Raw genomic sequence first — 20,684 nt, forward strand, 5'->3', positions numbered from 1 at the left:
ACTCTTTGCTGGTTTTTTAGTATTTATATAAGTGATAACCCATAGTTTTTAACTCTATAAATAACGCTTATTTTCATTAAATCAGGTATATTTTGATGCCGAAATTACCAATGCTCTGTTAGGAAAAATATGATAGTAACCGAAAAATACAAGTTTGGCTTGGTAATAGCTTTGAGTATAAATTTGTTGATTTCAGCTTGTGGCTCTACTCAAGAAAATGAAAGTCAACAGGTTTCAAGCGAGCCAGAGGTTCAACATCATATAGTCAAAAGTCCTAATGATAATCGTGAATATGACTCAATTGTTTTAGACAACGAATTGCAAATTCTATTGGTATCTGACCCTGATATTGAAAAGTCTGCAGTTGCTTTAAGTGTAGCAGTAGGTTCATTTCAAGAACCCAAAGAATTTGGCGGGTTGGCTCATTATTTAGAGCATATGTTGTTTATGGGAACAAAATCTTACCCTGAAGTGGGAGGGTATGGCGAATTTGTTACGTTAAATGGAGGCATTCAAAATGCCTACACAGAACTCGATCATACTAATTTTATGGTTGCGGTAAACAATGATGCTTACGAACAGGCTTTATCACGATTTAGTGGTTTTTTTTATGAGGCATTATTAAATGAAGAGTATGCAGATAAAGAGCGTAATGCGGTGCACTCTGAATGGAGCATGAAAAGCCCAAACGACTGGGTGATCCTAGCTCAGGTAGAAGGAAAGACACTAAATCCAGAGCATCCTATATCTCAGTTTAATTGGGGTAATTTAGAATCTTTGGCTGATAATGGTGACGAAAAACTTCAAGGTGCACTAGTAGACTTTTATCATCGCTATTACTCGGCAAACCTAATGAAAAGTGCCATGATTAGCCATTTGCCAATTGCTGAGATGAGGCTACTAGCAAAACGTTATTTTTCTAAAATTCCAAATAAACACACCCCTAAACCAACTATCAATGTAGCAGCAGCTACAGAGAAGCAGCTAAAAAAGATAGTTCATTATGTGCCTCAAGCTGATATGAAACAGTTAAGTCTCCATTTTGTAATTGAAAACAATGCACATGAATTTGCAGTAAAACCAAATGGATATGTCAATTACCTAATTGCGAATGAGATGCCAGGTACGTTAGCGTCGGAGTTACGTGACACTGGATTAGCTGAAGCTGTATATTCTACCTACGAGGCCGATGAATATGGTAATTCAGGTAGTTTTATTTTGTACATTGACCTTACAGAAACAGGAGTTCAAAACAGGGACAGGGTAATGGGGGCTGTAGTCAAATATTTAAGTTTACTGCGGGAGCATGGAGTGAACCCACTATATTTCAATGAAATAAAACAGTCGTTAAGTAACGATTTTCGTTTCAAAGAGAAAACTAACGACTATAACTACGCTATGCAGATTGCCGCTAACCTTCAGCATTTACCCACTGAGTATGTATTGAGCAGTGAATATGAATATCAACGTTTCAACGCCGCGGCAATCCAAAAGGTGTTAAATCAATTAACTATCGAGAACGCTCGTATCTTTTATATAGATAAAGCCCAACCTGCAGACATTAAAATGAAGTTTTTTGCAGGTAAGTATAGTGTGCAAGATATTACTGACGAAAATATTAAAACATGGAGAAAATATGGGACACAATTCAACTTAAGTTTACCTAGGGCAAACACCCTAATGCCTGAAAACTTTGATCTTGTTAAAACAGCCTATATAGAAAAACCTGAATTGTTAGTTAGCGAAAAGGGTTACACTGTTCATTTGGGACATTCTGCACTTTTTAAACAGCCTAAAGGGCGGATTTCTTTGGAACTTAATAGCGGCATTACCAAAGTAAGTGCAAGAGCTCATGTTTTAGCAAGTTTATTAAGTAGAGCCTTAAACCAACAGTTAATTGAGTTGCAGTCTGAAGCAGGAGCAGCTGGTATGGGGCTGAACACCAGCTTACATAATGGTTTATCACTTACTGTTAGTGGCTTTACTGATAGGCAAGGTGACCTGTTATCGCAAACACTGCAACAGATAGTTTCCTTTGATATTAGCGACGTCGATTTAAACAATATCAAAGGGAGTTTTGTATCAGATATTGAAAGTAGTAAAAAACAGATTTTACTCAACCAACTCTTCCCCAAATTCAGCGAAATGGTTAATTTAGATGGAGTCAGTGACCATGCATTATTGGCTCAAGTAGAAGGTATTCAGCCTTCCGATCTTAAACTCTTTCGAGACCAGCTGTTGAAAAGAGCCAATTTGCGTGTCTTCGCCTTTGGAAACTATACCGTCGAGCAAGTTAACACCCTTTCTGAATTAGTATTAGCCGAGTTACCCGCTGAACGTGAAGTGTCTAAAGTCTATCAAACGCCCACGTTACATCCTAGTCCCGGCAGCATCTATAGTTGGCAAGAAGATATTGATATATCAGACGTAGGCTTAATTGATGCTTATCTTACGTCGTTAAATCCTACTGATTTGGCTGCGGCACGCGTATTGTCTCAGCTAATAAGACCTGCATTGTTTAAACAAATCAGGACAGAAGAGCAGTTAGCTTATGCTGTGGGTTTCTTTGGTGAGACCTGGCGAGACCAAATACTATTTGGTTTTTATATTCAGTCTCCTGTAAAAGGCCTCGATGAGGTACATAAGCGCATCGAGTTATTCCGTCACAATTTTGTAAAAAAATTGGCTGCGGTAACAGCAGAGAGCTTTAATATCACTAAGAATGGTATTTTAACTAACCTGAATCAGCCCGCTAAAAACCTTTCGCAGGAAATGGGAGAATTCATCGAAGAATGGCGTGATCAAGAGTGGGCTTTTGACAGTAAGCCAAAGTTAATTGAAGCGCTTGAAAAACTCACTCTAGACGATGTAATTGCTTTTTACAAAGATCTACAAGAAGGCGCTAAGTTTGGTCGAGTGTTAATACAAATGCGTGGTAATAATTTTGCAGATAAGGATTTTATTGAATTGAAAGGAGCAGTAAAAATTACAGATGTTGACGTATTTCATCAAAGGTTAATCCAAAAACCTTTGATAAGTCACTGAACATATTTTTTATTGATGAACTAATATTCAAAGTGCGGAGAAAAGGCGAGTCTTACTCGCCTTTTGGTTTTTATTTTAAGTGCTTTACTAAGGTTTGTACGATTTTGGGGCTACCTGCTACTATTTCACCTTTATGCATTGGGTCATTACCCCCAGAGAAATCAGTAATTAAACCACCAGACTCTCGAACTAGTAACTCACCAGCAGCAATATCCCAAGGTTTAATACCACGCTCCCAGTATCCGTCATATCGCCCAGCAGCGACATAGGCTAAATCTAGTGCCGCAGAACCTGAACGACGGATATCGCCAGCTTGCATAAATATCTTATTAAAGCTTTGCTGGTAATTAGGTAAGGAGTCTTTAGCTTTGAATGGAAAAGCAGTAGCTAAAATAGTTTGGCTTAATTCTTTAGCTTTACTTGCTCTAATACGAAAGCCGTTCAGTTGTGCGCCTGCACCTTTGCTGGCAGTAAACAGTTCACCACGTAGTGGGTCAAACACTACCGCTTGATCAAGTCGTCCTTTGTGCATAAGGGCAATCGATACGGCAAAATGAGGAATGCCTTTTATAAAATTGGTGGTGCCATCTAACGGGTCAATAATCCATTTAAAGTCTTTGTCACCTTCAACTACACCACCTTCTTCACCCACAAAGCTGTGCTCGGGATAAGACTGCTTAATTTTATGAATAATTGCTTGTTCGGCTTCTTTGTCAATACGCGTAACATAATCGTTATCGCCTTTTGCTTCTGTCATTAAGTCTGTTTGATTCTCAAACCCTTTAACAATAATGTTGCCCGCCGTCCGCGCAGCACGGATCGCTATATTCAGCATAGGATGCATAGTTAACCACCAATTTTAAAAGAACAGTAAAAAGACAACCGTTAGGTAATAGATACATAAACAGCCGCACAAAAATCGCCGCGGAGTTTACCAGAGAGATAAGCCTTTTACTAGCAAGATTACAACTGATATTGTGGCGCGTTTATTGTAATATTTTAATTCGGTTTTTTGTGAAAAGGAGTTTAATTGGCGTTAAATAGGGCCTTCATTCTGATTAGATGAGTCAGTCATAAACCTAAAGTCTAATGGTAAGTAATATTTTATCGATTAACATAAGAACAGGTTTTTATTAGGAATTATATAGTTTTGGCGGTATGGTTTATATAAGCAAAATTTTTAAGCTAAGTTACGACATGATCAGATTAAAATCTGCTGTAAGTTCCTACCTATTTATATTATTAATTTTAAGTTCCTTTACAGTCAAAGCTGATACTGTGGTTGAGCTTGAAAAGCGTATACAACAACTTGAAGCTTTGGTCGAAAAGTTGATGTCTAACACCGCTAACGAAGCTTCCCTGGGTAAAGAGAAACATGAATCTGATGATAAGGCTAATACCAGCTCACTTAATGATTTGACTTTAGAGGTTGAAGAACAACAATATTTGATCGAGGAATTAAGCAAGAAAGACGAAAACCAAATGCAAGTTTCAGGTTATGCAGATGTTGAATACAAAGGGTCTGATAGTCCAGGAGCGAGTGAAGAGTTTAGAATGCATCATTTGTCTCTTTTTTTTACAAAGAAGTTTGATAATAAATTCAAATTTTTCTCTGAGATTGAATATGAAGATGCGCCCAAATTTGATGGCGTAAATGATGGTTCGGGAGATTTGGAAGAAGCGGCAGGAACTATTTTTGTTGAAGCTGTAAATTTTGATTGGAATTATAGTCAAGCCTTTAATATTAGAGCTGGGCGCTTTTTCTCACCAGCAGGAATTTGGTCGGAAGACCACTATCCGCCTTTTGTTGCGACCCAAGAACGACCAATGCATATATTCCGTATTTTTCCTCAGTTTGTTGACGGGGTTTCGGGATACGGACGACAATATTTAAGTGACTCAATTAGTGTTGATTATAATGTTTTCTTAGGAAACGGCGAGTCTTCGGTTTCAGGTAAAAAAGACCTAAATAGTAATAAGGCGACAGGTTTTAGAGGGCGAATACAATTGCCAATTTGGGACGAGTTTAGTTTTGGGTTTACCTTTTACAATGATAATGAAGACAGTGCAAATGGTAATGCTGATAAGTTTGCCCATGGATACCACTTAGAAGCTCGCTACCATAATTTTTCTCTTCAAGGAGAATATGCATTTGCTAATCTAACGTTCTCAGATGACTCTTTAGATTACGATAGAGAAGGGTTTTATGCTCAGGTTAAGTACCACTTAAACGACTGGGACATCGGCTATCGTTATGATTTTTATGATGCTAACAGCATTGGAGTGAACACAATAAAAAGAAACTCAGTGTTTGTTAATTTTCATGTTAACGAAGCAATGACACTGAAAGGGGAGTATCACAAAAACCAATATCAAGACTCTTTGGTTGATGATGTAGGTTTTTATACCTTTTCAATTTCCACGTATTTGGGGAATTAAACAATGAGAAAATCTCAATTAATCATGATTGTAATGTTTTTATTTTTGTTTTCTAGAAATGTTATGTCAGAGACTGTATACGTCGTAGTCAATGAAAAAAACACTGATATAATAAGCCCTGAATTGGTTAAATTGATTTACTTAGATAAAAGCTCTGTTTGGTCTGATGGCACTAATATTTTAGTATTTGAGTTACCTGTGAAGTCTGATGCTAGAGTAAAGTTTTGCCAAGAAGTGTTGAATATGTCGCCAGTATCAAGTCAAAGATATTGGTCTAACCGTTTTGTGAACAATACAATTCAAAATGAAGTTAAAATTAAGCCACACCGTCTAGTCACCCGATTTGTGAGTGCTAAGGAATCCGCTATTGGATATGTTCCAGAGTCAGAAATTCATAATATGAAAGGTGTTAGAATTGTAATGACAATCAATTAACACTATGTCCTTTGAATTGTTCAGAAAGTCTATAGCCACCAAATTAATTTTGTATGTTGGCAGTGCAATAACAGTTGTGCTGTTGCTTCAGGCCTATATAAATATTAAGAGGTTTGAACATTTAGTTACTCCATTAATTTTCCGTGATTTAGATAATGCTTTAGCTCGCAGCCACATGGTGTTTCAGAGTTTAGCTGAACAGATTACTGAAGATGCTCAGGTTATTACATCTCATAATGCACTCAGTAATTATATAGATTACGAACAACTCGATGACTCCAAGGGAATGAATGAAGAGTTAGTCAACTTAGAACAGTTCTTAATTTCTTTAAATGCATCTAAAAGTCACTATCTGAATATCGAAGTGTTTACTAAGCTCGGTTCTATAATAAGAATTGACAATGGTGAGGTAGTTGACTCCGTTTATAGATTATCGCCAAATTTTATTTTTAGTGAGCAAGCGAAACTAGACTCCTACTACACCATAGGCGTAAATAAAGAAGTCCTTTATACCCTGAAATACAAATTCTCAATGTCTGGAGCATTTACAGAAGATGAGGTAGCTGGGGCTATTTATATTGTTCGAGATGCAAGTTCAGTGTTGCAAGAATTAGTAGAAGAATTACAAGGCTTGAATATGCACCTTACTGTGATGGACGGTGAGGTGCTAATTGGAGGGGAGCCTATAGATAATAATTGGTTAAGTAGAGAGCTTTACTGTCCTGACTCGAATTTGACAATCTCTGTGGGTATTAGTGAAGATAATGCATTTTTGTTTGTCCATGAAATGCAACGAAGCATCATTATTCTAACTATTTCTCTTATTTTAGTGCTTGGGCTATCTCAATTTTTTACTATCACACAGGTTATAGCTAAACCTCTTAAGAGCTTAATTGACTTTATGAATAAGCAAGCAGTTGGTGATACGCCTGCTTCGATTCAATACCAATCTACTCGGACTGATGAAATTGGACTTTTTGCTCAAGGTCTAAATAACATGCTTGACCAAATAAATACTAGACAAACGGCCTTGTCTGCAAGTGAAGAGAGGTTGGCATTAGCATTATGGGGAAGTGGTGAAGGAATGTGGGAGTTTTCAGTTAGTGAATCCACAATACTGTTAGTGGAAGAAAGCTGTGAAATTTTATCAATAGAAACGAGTCCCATCAAGCTTTCACAAGAACAGTTCATTTCTAAGATCCATGAAGACGATCGAGAAGGTGTTAATGTCTATTTCAAATCCTTTAAGCAAGTGACATCTGACTTGTTTGAAATTGAGTTTAGAATCTTAGTTGGTGACAAGTTCAAATGGTTAAAAATGAAAGGAAGAGTCACTGAACAAGGGAGTGTTGCTAGCTCTGATGCCATGATTGTTGGTACTCTAATGGATGTTAGTGACCAAAGAGAGGCTGAAAAAGAAATAAGGCTATATGCAAAAGCTTTCGATAGCAGTGCTAGCGCAATTGTGATTCTAGATAAAACGTTAGTGGTGCTTGCCGTTAATGAGGCTTTTGAGGAGACGACTGGTTACAATTTGAGTGATGTGGTGGGGCGTGTACCTGACTTTATAATTCATCACACACATTCATCTTTTGATTTAAAAGAGTTCACCCATGAAATACAAAATAATGGGAAATGGCAAAATGAATTAATTGGAATGAAGAAAAATGGAGAGCGCTTTGTTAAAGACATAAGCATTAACGCTATCCTAGATAATAACGGTTCTCCTACTCATTATGTCTGTGCATTTAACGATATTACCCATAAGAAAAAATCCGAAAAAGATCTTTGGACTATGGCTAACCATGACATCTTAACTGGGTTACCTAATCGAGGTTATTTCAGGAAAAGCCTGGACTCAGCAATCAGTAAAGCTAAGAATGAAGGCGCATCTTTAGCGTTACTTTTTATAGATTTAGATAGATTTAAACAAGTGAATGATACGTTAGGGCATGAGTCCGGTGATCGTTTATTGAAGAAAGTCGGCGCAACACTCGTGAAGCTAGCACGAAAGACAGATTACGCAGCTCGGCTTGGAGGTGATGAATTCGCTATTATAATTGAAAACGTCACAAGTAAAGTCAATGTAGAGAGAATTGCAGTCGAGCTAGTTAAGCAATTTGATAAGGGTTTAATAGTTAATGAAAAGGACTCAGGGGTAGGCGTTAGTATCGGTATTAGTCTTTACCCTGACAATGCCAATAATGCTGATGAATTGGTGCATTATGCTGACACAGCAATGTATTTTTCAAAGACAACAGGAAGCAACTTGTTTCATTTTTTTGAACCAAGTATGAGTGACCATGTTAATCGCCGAAATTTAATTGAAAAAGAACTGAGAGAGGCCCTCCGAGAAGATAAGCTGTCGCTTTATTTTCAACCTCAAATTAACATCATAACAGGGGCTGTAGTATCTTTTGAGGCACTTTCAAGATGGTTTCATCCAACACTGGGAACGATTTCCCCTGAAGAATTTATTCCCATAGCTGAAGATGCAGGCTTAATTGTTGATTTAGGTAAGCAGGTATTGAAAAAAGCCTGTCAACAAGTAAAACGTTGGCATGAGCACGGTTTCAGTTCCATTAAAATTGCCATTAACGTATCTATAAAACAGTTTATGTTATCGGATGTTACGTATGATCTTTCTAATATTTTAAACCAAGTAGACCTCAGTGCACGGTATATTGAACTAGAGCTTACTGAGAGCCTTTTTGTAGATGAAGCTGAAAATGTTATTAATACTCTCAAGAAGCTAAAACAATTAGGGGTCAGTTTATCTATTGATGACTTTGGTACTGGATATTCTTCTTTGAGTTATTTGAATAAATTTCCTCTCGATGTGTTAAAAATTGATAAAAGTTTTGTAAGCCAGTTAAGTTCAGATAAAACAAGTATGGCGATAACTCAATCTATAGTAGCAATTGCACATGCATTAGATCTCGAAATTGTCGCTGAAGGAGTAGAGACAGATGAACAGTTGTCGTTATTAGGAAAAATGGGTTGTCAGTATGTTCAAGGGTATTTATATGGCCCTCCAATTTCTGCCGAAGAGTCCTTTAATTATCTAGAGAAAAGTAATTTATTTGAACATTGTTAATCGTTACCAAAAAATGCGTTACCGAGTAACGTTGGTTGAATATTTATCCTACGCTTTCCAACGTTAAGTATTGTTGCAGAATAGGATATATGTATTTATTACTGTTGGTAAGTCGCGTTATTTTTGCAAAAGTCAGCATCCTCGACTGACACCCATACTCACTTAATCTTCTTTTAATTATCAGCTTTTATCCACTGGAGCCTTTGCTTGCAAGGTACATAGCTTGTTTTAATTATTCGCATGCTTTTAGCTGTGGGTTGGCTATGATATTATCCGCGCCCAGAAATTTGCCAGCTCAGGAAGCATATACCCGCCATGTTAGAAAATATTCGCGTAGTACTAGTTAATACTTCTCATACAGGAAACATAGGCTCTGCTGCACGGGCTATGAAAACCATGGGGTTAAGTCAGCTAGTCTTGGTTGATCCTGTTTCTCCTCCAGATGGAAAGTCGAGTGCATTAGCCGCTGGAGCTGGTGATGTATTGGCAAACGCTCTAGTAGTAGATACATTGGCCGAAGCCGTAGCTGATTGTGGACTAGTTGTTGGTACAAGTGCGCGGTCACGCACATTGTCTTGGCCCATGCTTGAGCCTAGAGGGTGTGGTGAAAAACTCATTTCTGAAGTTCCACAATACCCAGTAGCTTTAGTGTTTGGGCGAGAAAATAACGGTTTAAGTAACGAAGAACTGCAGCAATGTCATTTTCATGTGTGTATTCCTGCAAATCCAGAGTATAGCTCTTTAAATCTAGCCGCCGCTGTACAAACATTATGTTACGAAGTCCGTATGGCCTATCTAAATCTTACCAGAAGCCAGCATCCGGAAAATCACCCTGATAACACCGAATACCCATTATCTGAGGATTTAGAGGGCTTTTATAGTCATTTGGAACAAACCCTAATTAAAACGAATTTCATCATTGCAAAACATCCCGGTATGGTGATGACTAAATTACGTAGGATGTTTAACCGTGCCCGCCCTGAATCACAAGAACTTAATATTTTACGTGGCATATTAGCATCAATTAGTAAAATTACTTCACACAAAGAATGACTATGTTTAGCAGAATGAAAGAAGATGTGCAGAGTGTTTTCCATCGGGACCCTGCAGCTCGAACAACTTTTGAAGTGTTAACTAATTACCCGGGATTGCATGCTATTTGGTTACATCGTTTGGGGCATAGACTTTGGAAAGCAAATTGGAAGTGGTTAGCGCGCTCTGTTTCTACATTTTCACGTTGGTTGACCGGGATTGAAATTCACCCAGGTGCCACTTTGGGCCGTCGATTCTTTATCGATCATGGAATGGGAGTTGTAATAGGCGAAACTGCAGAAATAGGCAACGATGTTACCCTTTACCATGGCGTTACTTTAGGGGGGACCAGCTGGAATGCCGGCAAGCGTCATCCAACACTAGAAGATAATGTAGTGGTAGGCGCAGGTGCGAAAGTATTAGGGCCCATTACCATGCATAAAGGTGCCAAAGTAGGATCTAATTCTGTTGTGGTTCGTGATGTACCTGAAAATGCCACTGTTATAGGTATTCCAGGCCGAGTTGTTGTCTCACAAAAAAAGCCAGCACCACCTAATCAAGATGAGAGGGAAAAAATTGCACAAAAGTATGGGTTCGATGCCTATGCTGTTGCTACCGACAACCCTGATCCTGTTGCTCAAGCAATTGGCGTGATGGTTGACCACGTTCACCTAATCGATACAAAAGTAGAAGAAATGTGTAAAGCCATAAATAAAATGGGAGGGGATGTGTGTGGGAAATCCTTACCTAGCCTAGAAATAGACAGCTTTTCTGATGATGAAATGGCAAAAGATATAAAAAAAGCATGTGATGCTTTCGACCCACAGATTTGATTTAGACGACACAGTAAATACTTGAGTAAAACACTAGGTTAAATACTTGACTAAAATAGTAGGGTATGTGAAGATCCTGCGCACATTTGTTGCTGGATAGAATTGTATGAAATTGACTTCTAAAGGACGTTATGCGGTAACCGCGATGCTTGATGTATCGTTACATTCTCAGCGTGGTCCAGTGTCTTTGGCTGAAATATCTGAACGCCAAGAAATTTCATTATCATATCTAGAGCAACTTTTTTCTCGTCTTCGTCGAGAAGAGCTTGTTGAAAGTGTACGCGGCCCAGGTGGCGGATATCGATTAGGGCGTAAGGCTAGCGATATATCTATCGGCGAAGTGATCAGTGCTGTAAATGAATCCGTAGACGCTACTAAGTGTCAAGGGCAGGGCGGTTGCCAAGGTGGTGAACGTTGTTTGACTCACAATTTGTGGGAAGGGTTGAGTGACCGCATTAGCGTATTTTTAAACGGCATTACTTTAGGCGAATTAATGGAGCAACATGAGGTCAAACAAGTTGCTCAGCGCCAAGACAAAAATAAACATCTTAATAATATAGCGTCAAACGACATTACGATCAGTTTGCAGCTTTAAGCGGAGTAAAAAATGAGCGAATTAAAGCTTCCAATCTACTTGGATTATTCTTCAACCACACCAGTAGACCCTCGCGTTGCCACAAAAATGGCTGAGTGTCTTACCACTGAAGGTGTGTTTGGTAACCCTGCTTCTCGTTCTCACAAATTTGGTTGGGTAGCGGAAGAGGCGGTAGATGTTGGCCGTAATCAAATTGCAGATTTAGTCAATGCCGACCCTAGAGAGATTGTCTTTACTTCGGGAGCAACCGAATCAAATAACCTGGGTATTAAGGGCGCAGCTAATTTCTATGGTAAAAAAGGTAAGCACCTTATTACCGTAAAAACAGAGCATAAAGCCGTTTTAGATACTATGCGTCAGTTAGAGCGTGAAGGTTTTGAAGTGACTTATTTAGATCCAGAGCCAAATGGTTTGCTTGATTTGGATAAATTAGTGGCAGCTATTCGCCCTGACACAATTTTAGTGAGTGTCATGCATGTAAATAACGAAATTGGTGTAATCCAAGATATTACAGCCATTGGCGAAATATGCCGAGAACGTAAGGTTTTGTTTCACGTAGATGCTGCGCAAAGTACAGGTAAGGTGCCCGTCGATTTACAAACAATGAAAGTTGATTTGATGTCATTCTCTGCCCACAAAACTTATGGTCCTAAAGGAATTGGTGCTTTGTACGTACGTCGTAAACCTCGTATTCGTTTAGAAGCCCAAATGCATGGTGGTGGGCACGAACGAGGTATGCGTTCTGGCACTATGGCTACGCACCAGATTGTGGGAATGGGTGAAGCATTCAGAATTGCTAAAGAAGAAATGGGGGCAGAGAACGATCGCTTAATCATGTTACGTAATAAATTATGGAATGGCATCAAAGATATGGAAGCCGTTTACCTAAACGGTGATATGGATAGCCGTATAGCAGGTAACCTTAATGTGAGTTTCGCTTACGTTGAAGGTGAGTCATTAATCATGGCTCTTAAAGACATGGCTGTTTCGTCAGGTTCAGCATGCACTTCTGCTAGTCTAGAGCCATCTTATGTGCTTCGTGCCCTAGGGTTAAATGATGAGTTAGCACACAGCTCTATTCGTTTCACTATGGGACGTTTCACCACAGAAGCTGAAATTGACTATGTGGTTGGCGTAATTCGTAACGCTATCGATAAGCTTCGTGAAATGTCACCGTTATGGGATATGTACAAAGAAGGAATCGATTTGGATTCTGTAGAGTGGGCTCACCACTAAGTTAACGTATTTTAAAATTAATGAGTTGTTACGACGTACGGAGCAACTCATAAACAAAGGTAAAAATAATGGCTTACAGCGAAAAAGTAATTGATCACTACGAAAACCCTCGTAACGTAGGTGGGTTTGATAAGAACGATCCAAAAATCGCAACGGGAATGGTGGGAGCACCAGCGTGCGGTGATGTAATGAAGTTACAATTGAAAATTGATGATAATGGTATTATTGAAGACGCAAAATTCAAAACATATGGTTGTGGTTCAGCTATCGCATCAAGTTCTTTAGTAACAGAATGGGTAAAAGGTAAATCTATTGATGAAGCAGTAGAAATTAAAAATACTGACATTGCAGAAGAGCTTGCTTTACCACCTGTTAAAATTCACTGCTCAATTTTAGCTGAAGATGCTATCAAAGCGGCAGTAGAAGATTATAAAAGTCGCCAAAACTAAGTCAAAAAATTAAAGTAATAGGAGTAACCAGTGGCAATTACCGTATCCGATAGCGCAGCACAACGTGCTAAAACATTTCTTGAAAATAGAGGGAAAGGTTTAGGGTTGCGTCTTGGAGTGAAGACAACTGGCTGCTCTGGTTTAGCTTATGTTCTTGAATTTGTTGACGATTTAAACTCGGATGATCAACTTTTTGAGGATAATGGCGTGAAAATTATCATTGATGGTAAAAGTCTTGTGTATCTAGATGGGACTCATTTAGACTTTGCCAAAGATGGTTTAAATGAAGGATTTGAGTTTACTAACCCTAACGCTAACGGCGAATGTGGTTGTGGCGAAAGCTTTAACGTTTAATTTTGTCCTTTTCCTGCCTTCTAAAACAGTAAGCCTATTTAAATCAGATGAACTACTTCGAACTTTTTAATATTCCAGTCTCTTTTGATGTGGATTTGTCTGCATTATCTCTAACCTATCAGCAACTTCAGCGTCTTACCCATCCGGATAAGTTCGCAAGTGGTAGTGAGCAAGATAAACTCATAGCCATTCAAAAAAATGCACAAGTTAACGACGCCTACACTACGCTTAAAGCACCTTTATCAAGGGCTGAACATATCCTCTTGTTGAGGGGAGTTGAGTTGCAACATGAACAGCAAACCATTAAAGATACTGCTTTTCTAATGCAGCAGATGGAATGGCGCGAAATATTGGCAGAACTCGATCAAAATAGTGATCCGTTAGATGCATTAGAATCACTCGAAGACGAAATTAAACAGAGTATAAAAAGTGATTTAAATAAGCTGCAAAGCTTGTTAGTTAGTGAGCAAGAAAACGCAGTGGAACAGGCTGCTGATGGTATCCGAAAACTTAAATTTTTATATAAAATGTTAGCGGAAATTGAGATTAAAGAAGAAGCGTTAAACGACTTCTAATTTCATTTAATTAAATCAAAAGAAACGAATTAAATCATGGCATTACTGCAAATATCTGAACCTGGACTAAGCGCCGCTCCCCATCAACGCAAACTTGCAGTTGGTATTGATTTAGGCACAACTAATTCATTAGTGGCTTCTGTTAGAAGTGGCGAAGCATTAACGCTACCCGATGAACAGGGCAGTCATTTAATGCCATCTGTAGTTAGATATCTACAGCAGGGTGTGACGGTAGGCTTAGACGCTAAATTACAGGCAAGTATAGACCCGTCAAACACTATAGTGTCAGTGAAACGTTTTTTAGGCCGTTCAGTCACTGACATTGAAAAAGCTTACCCTCATTTACCTTATCAATTTACCGATGCTCAATCTCCAGTAATCAACGTTGCGTCAGGTGATGTAAATCCAGTACAAGTTTCTTCAGAAATATTGTCAGTATTAAAACAGCGTGCTGAAAAAACGTTAGGTGATGAATTACAGGGTGCTGTTATAACTGTTCCAGCTTATTTTGATGATGCACAACGTCAAGGCACCAAAGACGCCGCCACATTATCAGGGTTAAAGGTATTACGATTACTGAACGAGCCTACCGCCGCTGCCATTGCTTATGGCCTAGACTCTGGCCAAGAAGGTGTAATTGCCGTTTATGACTTAGGGGGGGGAACCTTTGATATTTCAATATTGCGACTGAGTAAAGGCGTATTTGAAGTATTAGCCACAGGTGGCGACTCTACGTTAGGTGGTGATGACTTTGATGCAGTATTGGTTGAGTTTATCCGTGAACAAACAGGTTTGACAGGTGAGTTGTCAAAAGAGTTACACCGAACCTTATTAGACAAAGCTAAGCAGGCAAAAGAGTCCCTAAGCAAAAAGTCTACTGTAACCATAGAGTTAACTGATGATGAAAATAAAGCCCATGTGGTACAGGTAAATGTTAAACAATTCGAAAGTCTAATTTCATCTTTAATCAAAACTACGTTAAGAGCCTGTCGCCGAGCTTTAAAAGATGCTTCCCTTGAAAAAGAAGATGTCTTAGAAGTTGTGATGGTGGGTGGTTCAACCCGTGTGCCCGCCGTTTGTCAAAAAGTAGGGGAGTTCTTTGAGCGCACCCCATTAACATCTATTAATCCAGATAAAGTTGTAGCAGTGGGTGCAGCCATACAAGCTGACATTTTGGTTGGCAATAAGCCTGATAGTGACATGTTACTTCTGGATGTGTTGCCTTTATCTCTAGGGATAGAAACTATGGGCGGCTTAACTGAGAAAGTGATTAGCAGGAATACCACCATTCCCGTAGCAAAAGCTCAAGAGTTTACCACGTTTAAAGATGGTCAAACGGCTATGATGATCCATGTATTACAGGGTGAGCGAGAACTTGTTAGTGATTGTAGATCGCTGGCTAAATTTACGTTAAAAGGTATTCCTCCCATGGCTGCCGGTGCAGCACACATCCGCGTGACGTTTCAAGTTGATGCTGATGGATTGTTAAATGTGACAGCCATGGAAAAATCAAGTGGGGTCAAAGCTGATATTCAAGTTAAGCCATCTTATGGATTAGATGATACTGAAATAGCAGATATGCTTAAGGCATCAATGGAGCATGCCCAAGATGACATGCAAGCCAGAATGTTAAAAGAGCAGCAAGTTGAAGCTGCAAGAGTATACGAAACCTTAACGGCAGCATTACATGCTGACGGTGCAGCGTTACTCAATACCAGTGAAAAACAAGTTGTAGAGCAAGGCCTAGCAGAGCTACAGACATTGGCCGAAGGTTCCGATAAAGACGCTATTAAGGCCGGTATTGAACATGTTGATAAATTGAGTCAAGTTTTTGCTGAACGCAGAATGGACCAATCGATTAAAAATGCATTTTCTGGTCAGTCAGTCGACCAAATATAATTTAATTTACAGAATGTTAGGAAGCAAGTTATGCCACAAGTAATCTTTTTACCACATGATGAATTGTGCCCAGATGGCGCAGTATTAGAAGGCGAGAAAGGCACTTCTGTTTTAGATTTGGCCCTAAAAAACGGTATTGGTATTGAGCATGCGTGCGAAAAAGTATGTGCTTGTACTACTTGTCACGTGGTGATCCGTGAAGGCTTTGACTCTTTAGAAGAAGGTGATGAGCTAGAAGAAGACATGCTTGATAAAGCCTGGGGGTTAGAGCCTGAATCTAGATTAGGCTGCCAAGCTATTATTAAAGACGAAGATTTAGTCGTTGAGATCCCTAAATATACAGTGAATCAGGTGAGTGAAGGCCACTAAGGCTTTTAATCTTTTAAAAACTTGTATTAAATACAACCAGCATTTTGCTGGTTTTTTTATGGGTAATTTAAATTAAACTGTTTTTATATACAGTTGTTATGTTAAGCTTATTTCATTGATTGCATAGGAGATAAAAGTTATGGCCGTTATTACACGTTATGTAGTAGAACACAAAGGGGTGGAGAAGTTTGTGAGCACAGATAAAAAAGCAGCTGATCAATACGACAAGATGTTAGACGTTGCCGATAACTTAAGTGAGTACATTGAAGGCAAAGGTTTCAAAATTGAGGCCAAGGTATTAGAAGAATTATCTATTATGTTATCAAAAAATAAAGACTCTCTCGGCAAGCTGTTAAAAGGCACTGCTGCAGATACATTGTTGACTGAAGAAAAAGCTGAAGTAGTAGAGATTGATAAGAAGAAAGCCTAGTTTTTTAATTAAGTTTGAATATGAGTAGTAATATTGAGGGTTATTCAAATTGTTGTTTGAACTCGTCTTTGTAGCGCCTTGATAATGTGATGGTATGACCATTTTTTAATTGAATTTTTCCATCGCCACTTGGTTGGTAACTTATGTTGTCTATAGCATTTATGTTAACGGCATAGCTGCGGTGGGTTCGGTAAAAGCCTTTATCTTTGAGGCGTTTTGTTAGGTCTGCAAAGGTTGTGCGAATTGGGTAAATGCGTCCGGTGCTATGTAAGTTTACGTAGTTTCCCGCCGCCTCTAACCACTCTATGTCTGCTACTTTCACAAGAAATTCTCTGTCTAATTTTTTAACTAACAGGTGCGCAGGGGTCTCAACAGTTTGTTCAGATTCAGCACCGATTAAGTTGGCTTCACCCTTTAGACGGCTATAAACAAATCTATAAACTTGATACAAACCAAAGAAAAACACATACCCCCACACGTCTTTACGGTATTCATATAAAAACTCTCTAAATATAGGGCCAAAGTCATAGTTGCTATTCATTAGCCAATATGAGAATTCACGTAGCCAAACCATAATGCATACGTGGAGTGCCGAAAAGCTTGACGCTACCAATATATGTTTAACAAGTTGCGTTTTTAGATGGGTGAACAACAAGGGGGTTCGTTGCCAAAATATCACCACTAAAGGCAGTAACATCAGGGTACTAATGGCGCTAGAGTACTCCCAAATAAAGGGTTCAATAATGCTGAATTCTGGACTGCCGTCTCGGGTAGTTTCCATCCAGTCTGAGCTAGCATTTATGGTGTTGTTGATTAACTGATAAGTGGCAACGAATAAAAATAAATACTTATTTTTATGTTTATCAAAACGTTCAAATATTGTCACTAATGTTTACCCCAGTTATCCACCACTTGTCCCTAGTACCAGTCAGACAAGCATTTTGTGGTGTTTTACTTTTTATTGATGATCCAAGATGAGTAGGTTCATTTAACCTCAGAGATTATCATGACTCAAGAAATACATGTAAGACGATATGACATTGACTGGCTTCGGTGCTTAGTCTTTTTGCTTCTTATTTTTTATCACGTAGGCATGTACTACGTGTTTGATTGGGGCTGGCATATTAAAAGTGCTGAACAAAGTGTTTGGCTACAAGATGTGATGGTGTGGAGTAACCAGTGGCGAATGTCACTGTTGTTTTTTATATCGGGGCTAGTCACCTCTTTGGTTGCCAATAAACTAAGTCGTTGGGCGATATTTAAAGAGCGCAGTTCTCGACTGCTTCTACCGTTAATTTTTGGCATGTTTGTGATTGTTGCGCCTCAAGTTTACTACGAAGGGTTAACCCAAGATTTGTTAGAGCCAGGTTACTGGGATTTTTGGTTGCATTATATTAATCCAAATAGTGAGTTTCTGTCTGACCACCATGGCCCTATAGGTTTATTAACCTGGAATCATTTGTGGTTTCTACCCTACCTATGGTGTTACAGCCTGATTTTATTAGCCATATCTCCTTGGATAACTCAGGTGTTAAGTTATCGCTTGTTACAATCTATAAATGGTAAGTGTGCGTTGGCAGTTTTGATATTGGTGATGTTAGGGATTTGGTCTTATTTACGACCTAATTATCCGGTAACCCATGATTTATTTAACGACTGGTATAGCCATGGTAAGTACTTTTGGGTGTTTGTAGTGGGGTTTGCTTTAGATAAGTTCCCTGTATTGTGGCAGAGGCTTATTGAGTGTCGCAGAGGGTTACTAATTGTTGCCTTTATGTGTTACGTATTCATCATCATGGATAGGCATCAAATGTTTCAACCTTTGGCTGATTTATATACCAGTTCGAACTGGGTGAGATTATTTTATGGAAGTGTATTCGTGACAAACCATTGGTTATGGATTTTAGCCATTGTGGGCTATGCAGGGCGGTACTTACAATTTTCTAACCGCTTTCTGAAAAAAATAAACCGAGCCATTCTACCTTGTTACATTCTGCATCAAAGTGTGATCATCGTTTTTGCAGCAAACCTAGCGTTTTGGGCTATACCTGCGTGGGTTGAAGCACCATTACTTATTGTATCAACTGCCTTATGTTGTTATTTAGGTTATGAGTTGATAAATCGCAGCAAAGTATTAAAGCCTTTTTTTGGTTTGAAGTAATTTAATGATGTGATTGCTCGGGCATATATCTGGCCCGTTTTTTAGGTTTCAAAGTATCTAGATCGGCAATGACCAAACCATCTACACAGTGGTTAAAGTCTGGGTCTATATTGAAGTCGATAAAATGTACGCCACCGTTTTGATAGGTTTCAGTATATTGTTTGTAAAGGGTAGGGACGGCCATGCCCATGTTAGCCAGTAAATGTTTAAGTCGAGTAAAGTCTGCTTTGTAGTCTTCACCGCTAAAGCTATGTTGCAAGTCTTGTGGCAGTAGGTAGGGAATTTGGGCGTGGGCTACTTTTGTTTCTGAGCCAAAATATAAGCTGTAAAACTTTACCAATAAGTCCTTTGATGCTTTAGGATAATTATCACTTAAACTCACGGCTCCAAATAAATACCGAAACTCTGGGTGATGTTGTATGAAGGCCCCTAAGCCAAACCATAAATAGTCTAAGCTACGTTTTCCCCAATATTTGGGTTGTACAAAACTTCTACCTAGCTCCAATCCTTGCTCGAAGTATTGTCCCATTTCTGGGGTATAATTAAATAAACTAGCTGAGTACAAACCTTTAATACCTTGGTTATCTATAATTTTTTTGGCTGGTCCAAAACGATAAGCTCCTGCAATTTCTAAATCTTCTTGGTCCCAGAGTATTAGGTGATAATAGTGTGAGTCGAACATGTCTATGTCTCGACGCTTGTCTGTGCCTTCTCCTACTGCCCTAAAGGATACTTCCCGTAACCGGCCAATTTCTCGCATAATAGGAGAGCTACCTTTGTGCTGATACAAAAATATTATTTTGCCATCTTTGGTGACTCCCAAGCGCTGGCAATCTTGCTTTAAGCTAAGGTACAACTTGGCTCGGTTTTCAGCGGGAGCGATCGCCCTCTGTGTTTTAAAGACCCCTGTTTTACCCTGCCCAATTTTGTATAAGTGCTTTTTAAATAGAGATATATGTTGGTTACGGCTTATCTTACTGTTGTTATAAGATTCAAAGGGTATTAACTCACCAATACGCATGGGTAAATGATGGCGTTTATGTTTAAACATTTCTTTGACTAGCAACATGCTAGCTAACGGTTTGTAAATCATGGATAAACCGTAAAATAGACGTGAATTTTTAGCGTCTATAAACACGGGGAGTATATGAGATTTAGCTTGTTTAGCCATGCGTAAAAAGCCACTTTGCCAACGGGTATCGCGAATTCCTTGGGGCCTTAATCGTGATACTTCACCGGCGGGAAACACAATTACGACGCCTTCGGTTTGTAAGTGAGCTTGAATGTTTTGAATGTGCTCTCTCGCTGTGCCGCCACTCATATTATTTACAGGTAATAGCATGGAGTGCAGAGGCTCAAGTGCCATTAACATTTGGTTGGCCACAACTTTTATATCTTGTCTAATTTCACTCACTAATTTAATTAGAGCTAACGCATCTAATGAGCCTATGGGGTGATTGGCAATAATAACAAGTTTACCTTGGTTGGGAATGCGCTCTTTTTCTACGTCCCGCGTGGAGTAACTAATATTAAAATACTCCAACACCTGTTCAACGAAATCTAAACCTTGATAGTGGGGGTAGGCTTGCCCAAACTCCTGCATTTCACGTTCATGAAGTAAGCGTCTAAGCACAAACGTTAGGGTTTTTGATAGGATAGGTTTATTGGCTACTTGTGGGTAGTGCTTTTCAAGCACATCAGAAACAGAAAACATGGGTCACGTGTCAACTTAATT

General features: G+C 39.0%; 18 protein-coding genes. 15 read left to right on the plus strand and 3 right to left on the minus strand.

Translation table 11 applies throughout. The features are described 5' to 3' along the window. Positions 1–129 precede the first annotated feature (129 nt). Positions 130–3,045 carry an insulinase family protein gene (locus ABJD71_RS07810; protein WP_348167064.1) on the plus strand — a complete coding sequence of 972 codons (2,916 nt, stop codon included), beginning with the start codon at positions 130–132 and terminating at the stop codon, positions 3,043–3,045. Positions 3,046–3,115: 70 nt separating this feature from the next. Here ABJD71_RS07810 and suhB read toward each other — a convergent pair whose 3' ends face one another. Then, on the minus strand, positions 3,116–3,889 hold the full coding sequence (gene suhB / locus ABJD71_RS07815) for an inositol-1-monophosphatase (protein ID WP_348167067.1): 774 nt from the start codon (positions 3,887–3,889) through the stop codon (positions 3,116–3,118). 353 nt (positions 3,890–4,242) lie between these two features. On the opposite strand from suhB, the gene ABJD71_RS07820 reads away from it, so the two are divergent. The 13 genes from ABJD71_RS07820 (at position 4,243) to ABJD71_RS07880 (ending at position 16,788) form a co-directional block, all read left to right on the plus strand. Continuing rightward, complete coding sequence (locus ABJD71_RS07820; protein ID WP_348167070.1) at positions 4,243–5,484, plus strand: hypothetical protein; 1,242 nt, start codon at positions 4,243–4,245, stop codon at positions 5,482–5,484. A gap of 3 nt (positions 5,485–5,487) precedes the next feature. After that, positions 5,488–5,919 (plus strand): hypothetical protein, encoded by a 432-nt coding sequence (locus tag ABJD71_RS07825; protein ID WP_348167073.1) that lies wholly within the window; start codon positions 5,488–5,490, stop codon positions 5,917–5,919. A gap of 4 nt (positions 5,920–5,923) precedes the next feature. Further along, complete coding sequence (locus tag ABJD71_RS07830; RefSeq protein WP_348167076.1) at positions 5,924–9,016, plus strand: EAL domain-containing protein; 3,093 nt, start codon at positions 5,924–5,926, stop codon at positions 9,014–9,016. 315 nt (positions 9,017–9,331) lie between these two features. After that, positions 9,332–10,069 carry a tRNA (cytosine(32)/uridine(32)-2'-O)-methyltransferase TrmJ gene (gene trmJ / locus ABJD71_RS07835; RefSeq protein WP_348167079.1) on the plus strand — a complete coding sequence of 246 codons (738 nt, stop codon included), beginning with the start codon at positions 9,332–9,334 and terminating at the stop codon, positions 10,067–10,069. A 2-nt stretch (positions 10,070–10,071) separates the two neighbouring features. Further along, the gene (cysE, locus tag ABJD71_RS07840) at positions 10,072–10,881 is read left to right on the plus strand and encodes a serine O-acetyltransferase (RefSeq protein WP_348167082.1); all 810 of its coding nucleotides are present in this window, start codon (positions 10,072–10,074) and stop codon (positions 10,879–10,881) included. A 106-nt stretch (positions 10,882–10,987) separates the two neighbouring features. Further along, positions 10,988–11,476 (plus strand): Fe-S cluster assembly transcriptional regulator IscR, encoded by a 489-nt coding sequence (gene iscR, locus ABJD71_RS07845; RefSeq protein WP_348167085.1) that lies wholly within the window; start codon positions 10,988–10,990, stop codon positions 11,474–11,476. A 12-nt stretch (positions 11,477–11,488) separates the two neighbouring features. Further along, positions 11,489–12,712: an IscS subfamily cysteine desulfurase gene (locus tag ABJD71_RS07850; protein WP_348167088.1), complete on the plus strand. Its 1,224-nt coding sequence runs from the start codon at positions 11,489–11,491 to the stop codon at positions 12,710–12,712. Between the two features lie 68 nt (positions 12,713–12,780). Continuing rightward, the gene (gene iscU / locus ABJD71_RS07855; RefSeq protein ID WP_133470593.1) at positions 12,781–13,161 is read left to right on the plus strand and encodes a Fe-S cluster assembly scaffold IscU; all 381 of its coding nucleotides are present in this window, start codon (positions 12,781–12,783) and stop codon (positions 13,159–13,161) included. A gap of 30 nt (positions 13,162–13,191) precedes the next feature. Further along, complete coding sequence (gene iscA, locus ABJD71_RS07860) at positions 13,192–13,515, plus strand: iron-sulfur cluster assembly protein IscA (RefSeq protein WP_348167091.1); 324 nt, start codon at positions 13,192–13,194, stop codon at positions 13,513–13,515. A 47-nt stretch (positions 13,516–13,562) separates the two neighbouring features. After that, entirely contained in the window at positions 13,563–14,090 is a 528-nt protein-coding gene (hscB, locus tag ABJD71_RS07865; protein ID WP_348167093.1) for a co-chaperone HscB, read from the plus strand. A gap of 36 nt (positions 14,091–14,126) precedes the next feature. Continuing rightward, positions 14,127–15,989, plus strand: coding sequence for a Fe-S protein assembly chaperone HscA (hscA, locus tag ABJD71_RS07870; RefSeq protein WP_348167096.1), 1,863 nt, complete (start codon positions 14,127–14,129; stop codon positions 15,987–15,989). A 30-nt stretch (positions 15,990–16,019) separates the two neighbouring features. After that, on the plus strand, positions 16,020–16,358 hold the full coding sequence (gene fdx / locus ABJD71_RS07875) for an ISC system 2Fe-2S type ferredoxin (protein ID WP_348111218.1): 339 nt from the start codon (positions 16,020–16,022) through the stop codon (positions 16,356–16,358). A gap of 139 nt (positions 16,359–16,497) precedes the next feature. Continuing rightward, positions 16,498–16,788 carry a YebG family protein gene (locus ABJD71_RS07880; RefSeq protein ID WP_348111217.1) on the plus strand — a complete coding sequence of 97 codons (291 nt, stop codon included), beginning with the start codon at positions 16,498–16,500 and terminating at the stop codon, positions 16,786–16,788. Between the two features lie 40 nt (positions 16,789–16,828). Here the strand turns inward: ABJD71_RS07880 and ABJD71_RS07885 are convergent, their stop codons facing one another. Then, a complete protein-coding gene (locus ABJD71_RS07885; RefSeq protein WP_348167099.1) occupies positions 16,829–17,674 on the minus strand; it encodes a LytTR family DNA-binding domain-containing protein in 846 nt (281 codons plus the stop codon). Between the two features lie 120 nt (positions 17,675–17,794). On the opposite strand from ABJD71_RS07885, the gene ABJD71_RS07890 reads away from it, so the two are divergent. Further along, positions 17,795–18,949 carry an acyltransferase family protein gene (locus tag ABJD71_RS07890; RefSeq protein WP_348167102.1) on the plus strand — a complete coding sequence of 385 codons (1,155 nt, stop codon included), beginning with the start codon at positions 17,795–17,797 and terminating at the stop codon, positions 18,947–18,949. A gap of 1 nt (position 18,950) precedes the next feature. Here ABJD71_RS07890 and ABJD71_RS07895 read toward each other — a convergent pair whose 3' ends face one another. Then, positions 18,951–20,663 carry a lysophospholipid acyltransferase family protein gene (locus ABJD71_RS07895; protein ID WP_348167104.1) on the minus strand — a complete coding sequence of 571 codons (1,713 nt, stop codon included), beginning with the start codon at positions 20,661–20,663 and terminating at the stop codon, positions 18,951–18,953. Positions 20,664–20,684: the final 21 nt, after the last annotated feature.

The sequence above is a fragment of the Paraglaciecola sp. genome (assembly GCF_039943935.1).
Taxonomy (GTDB): domain Bacteria; phylum Pseudomonadota; class Gammaproteobacteria; order Enterobacterales; family Alteromonadaceae; genus Paraglaciecola.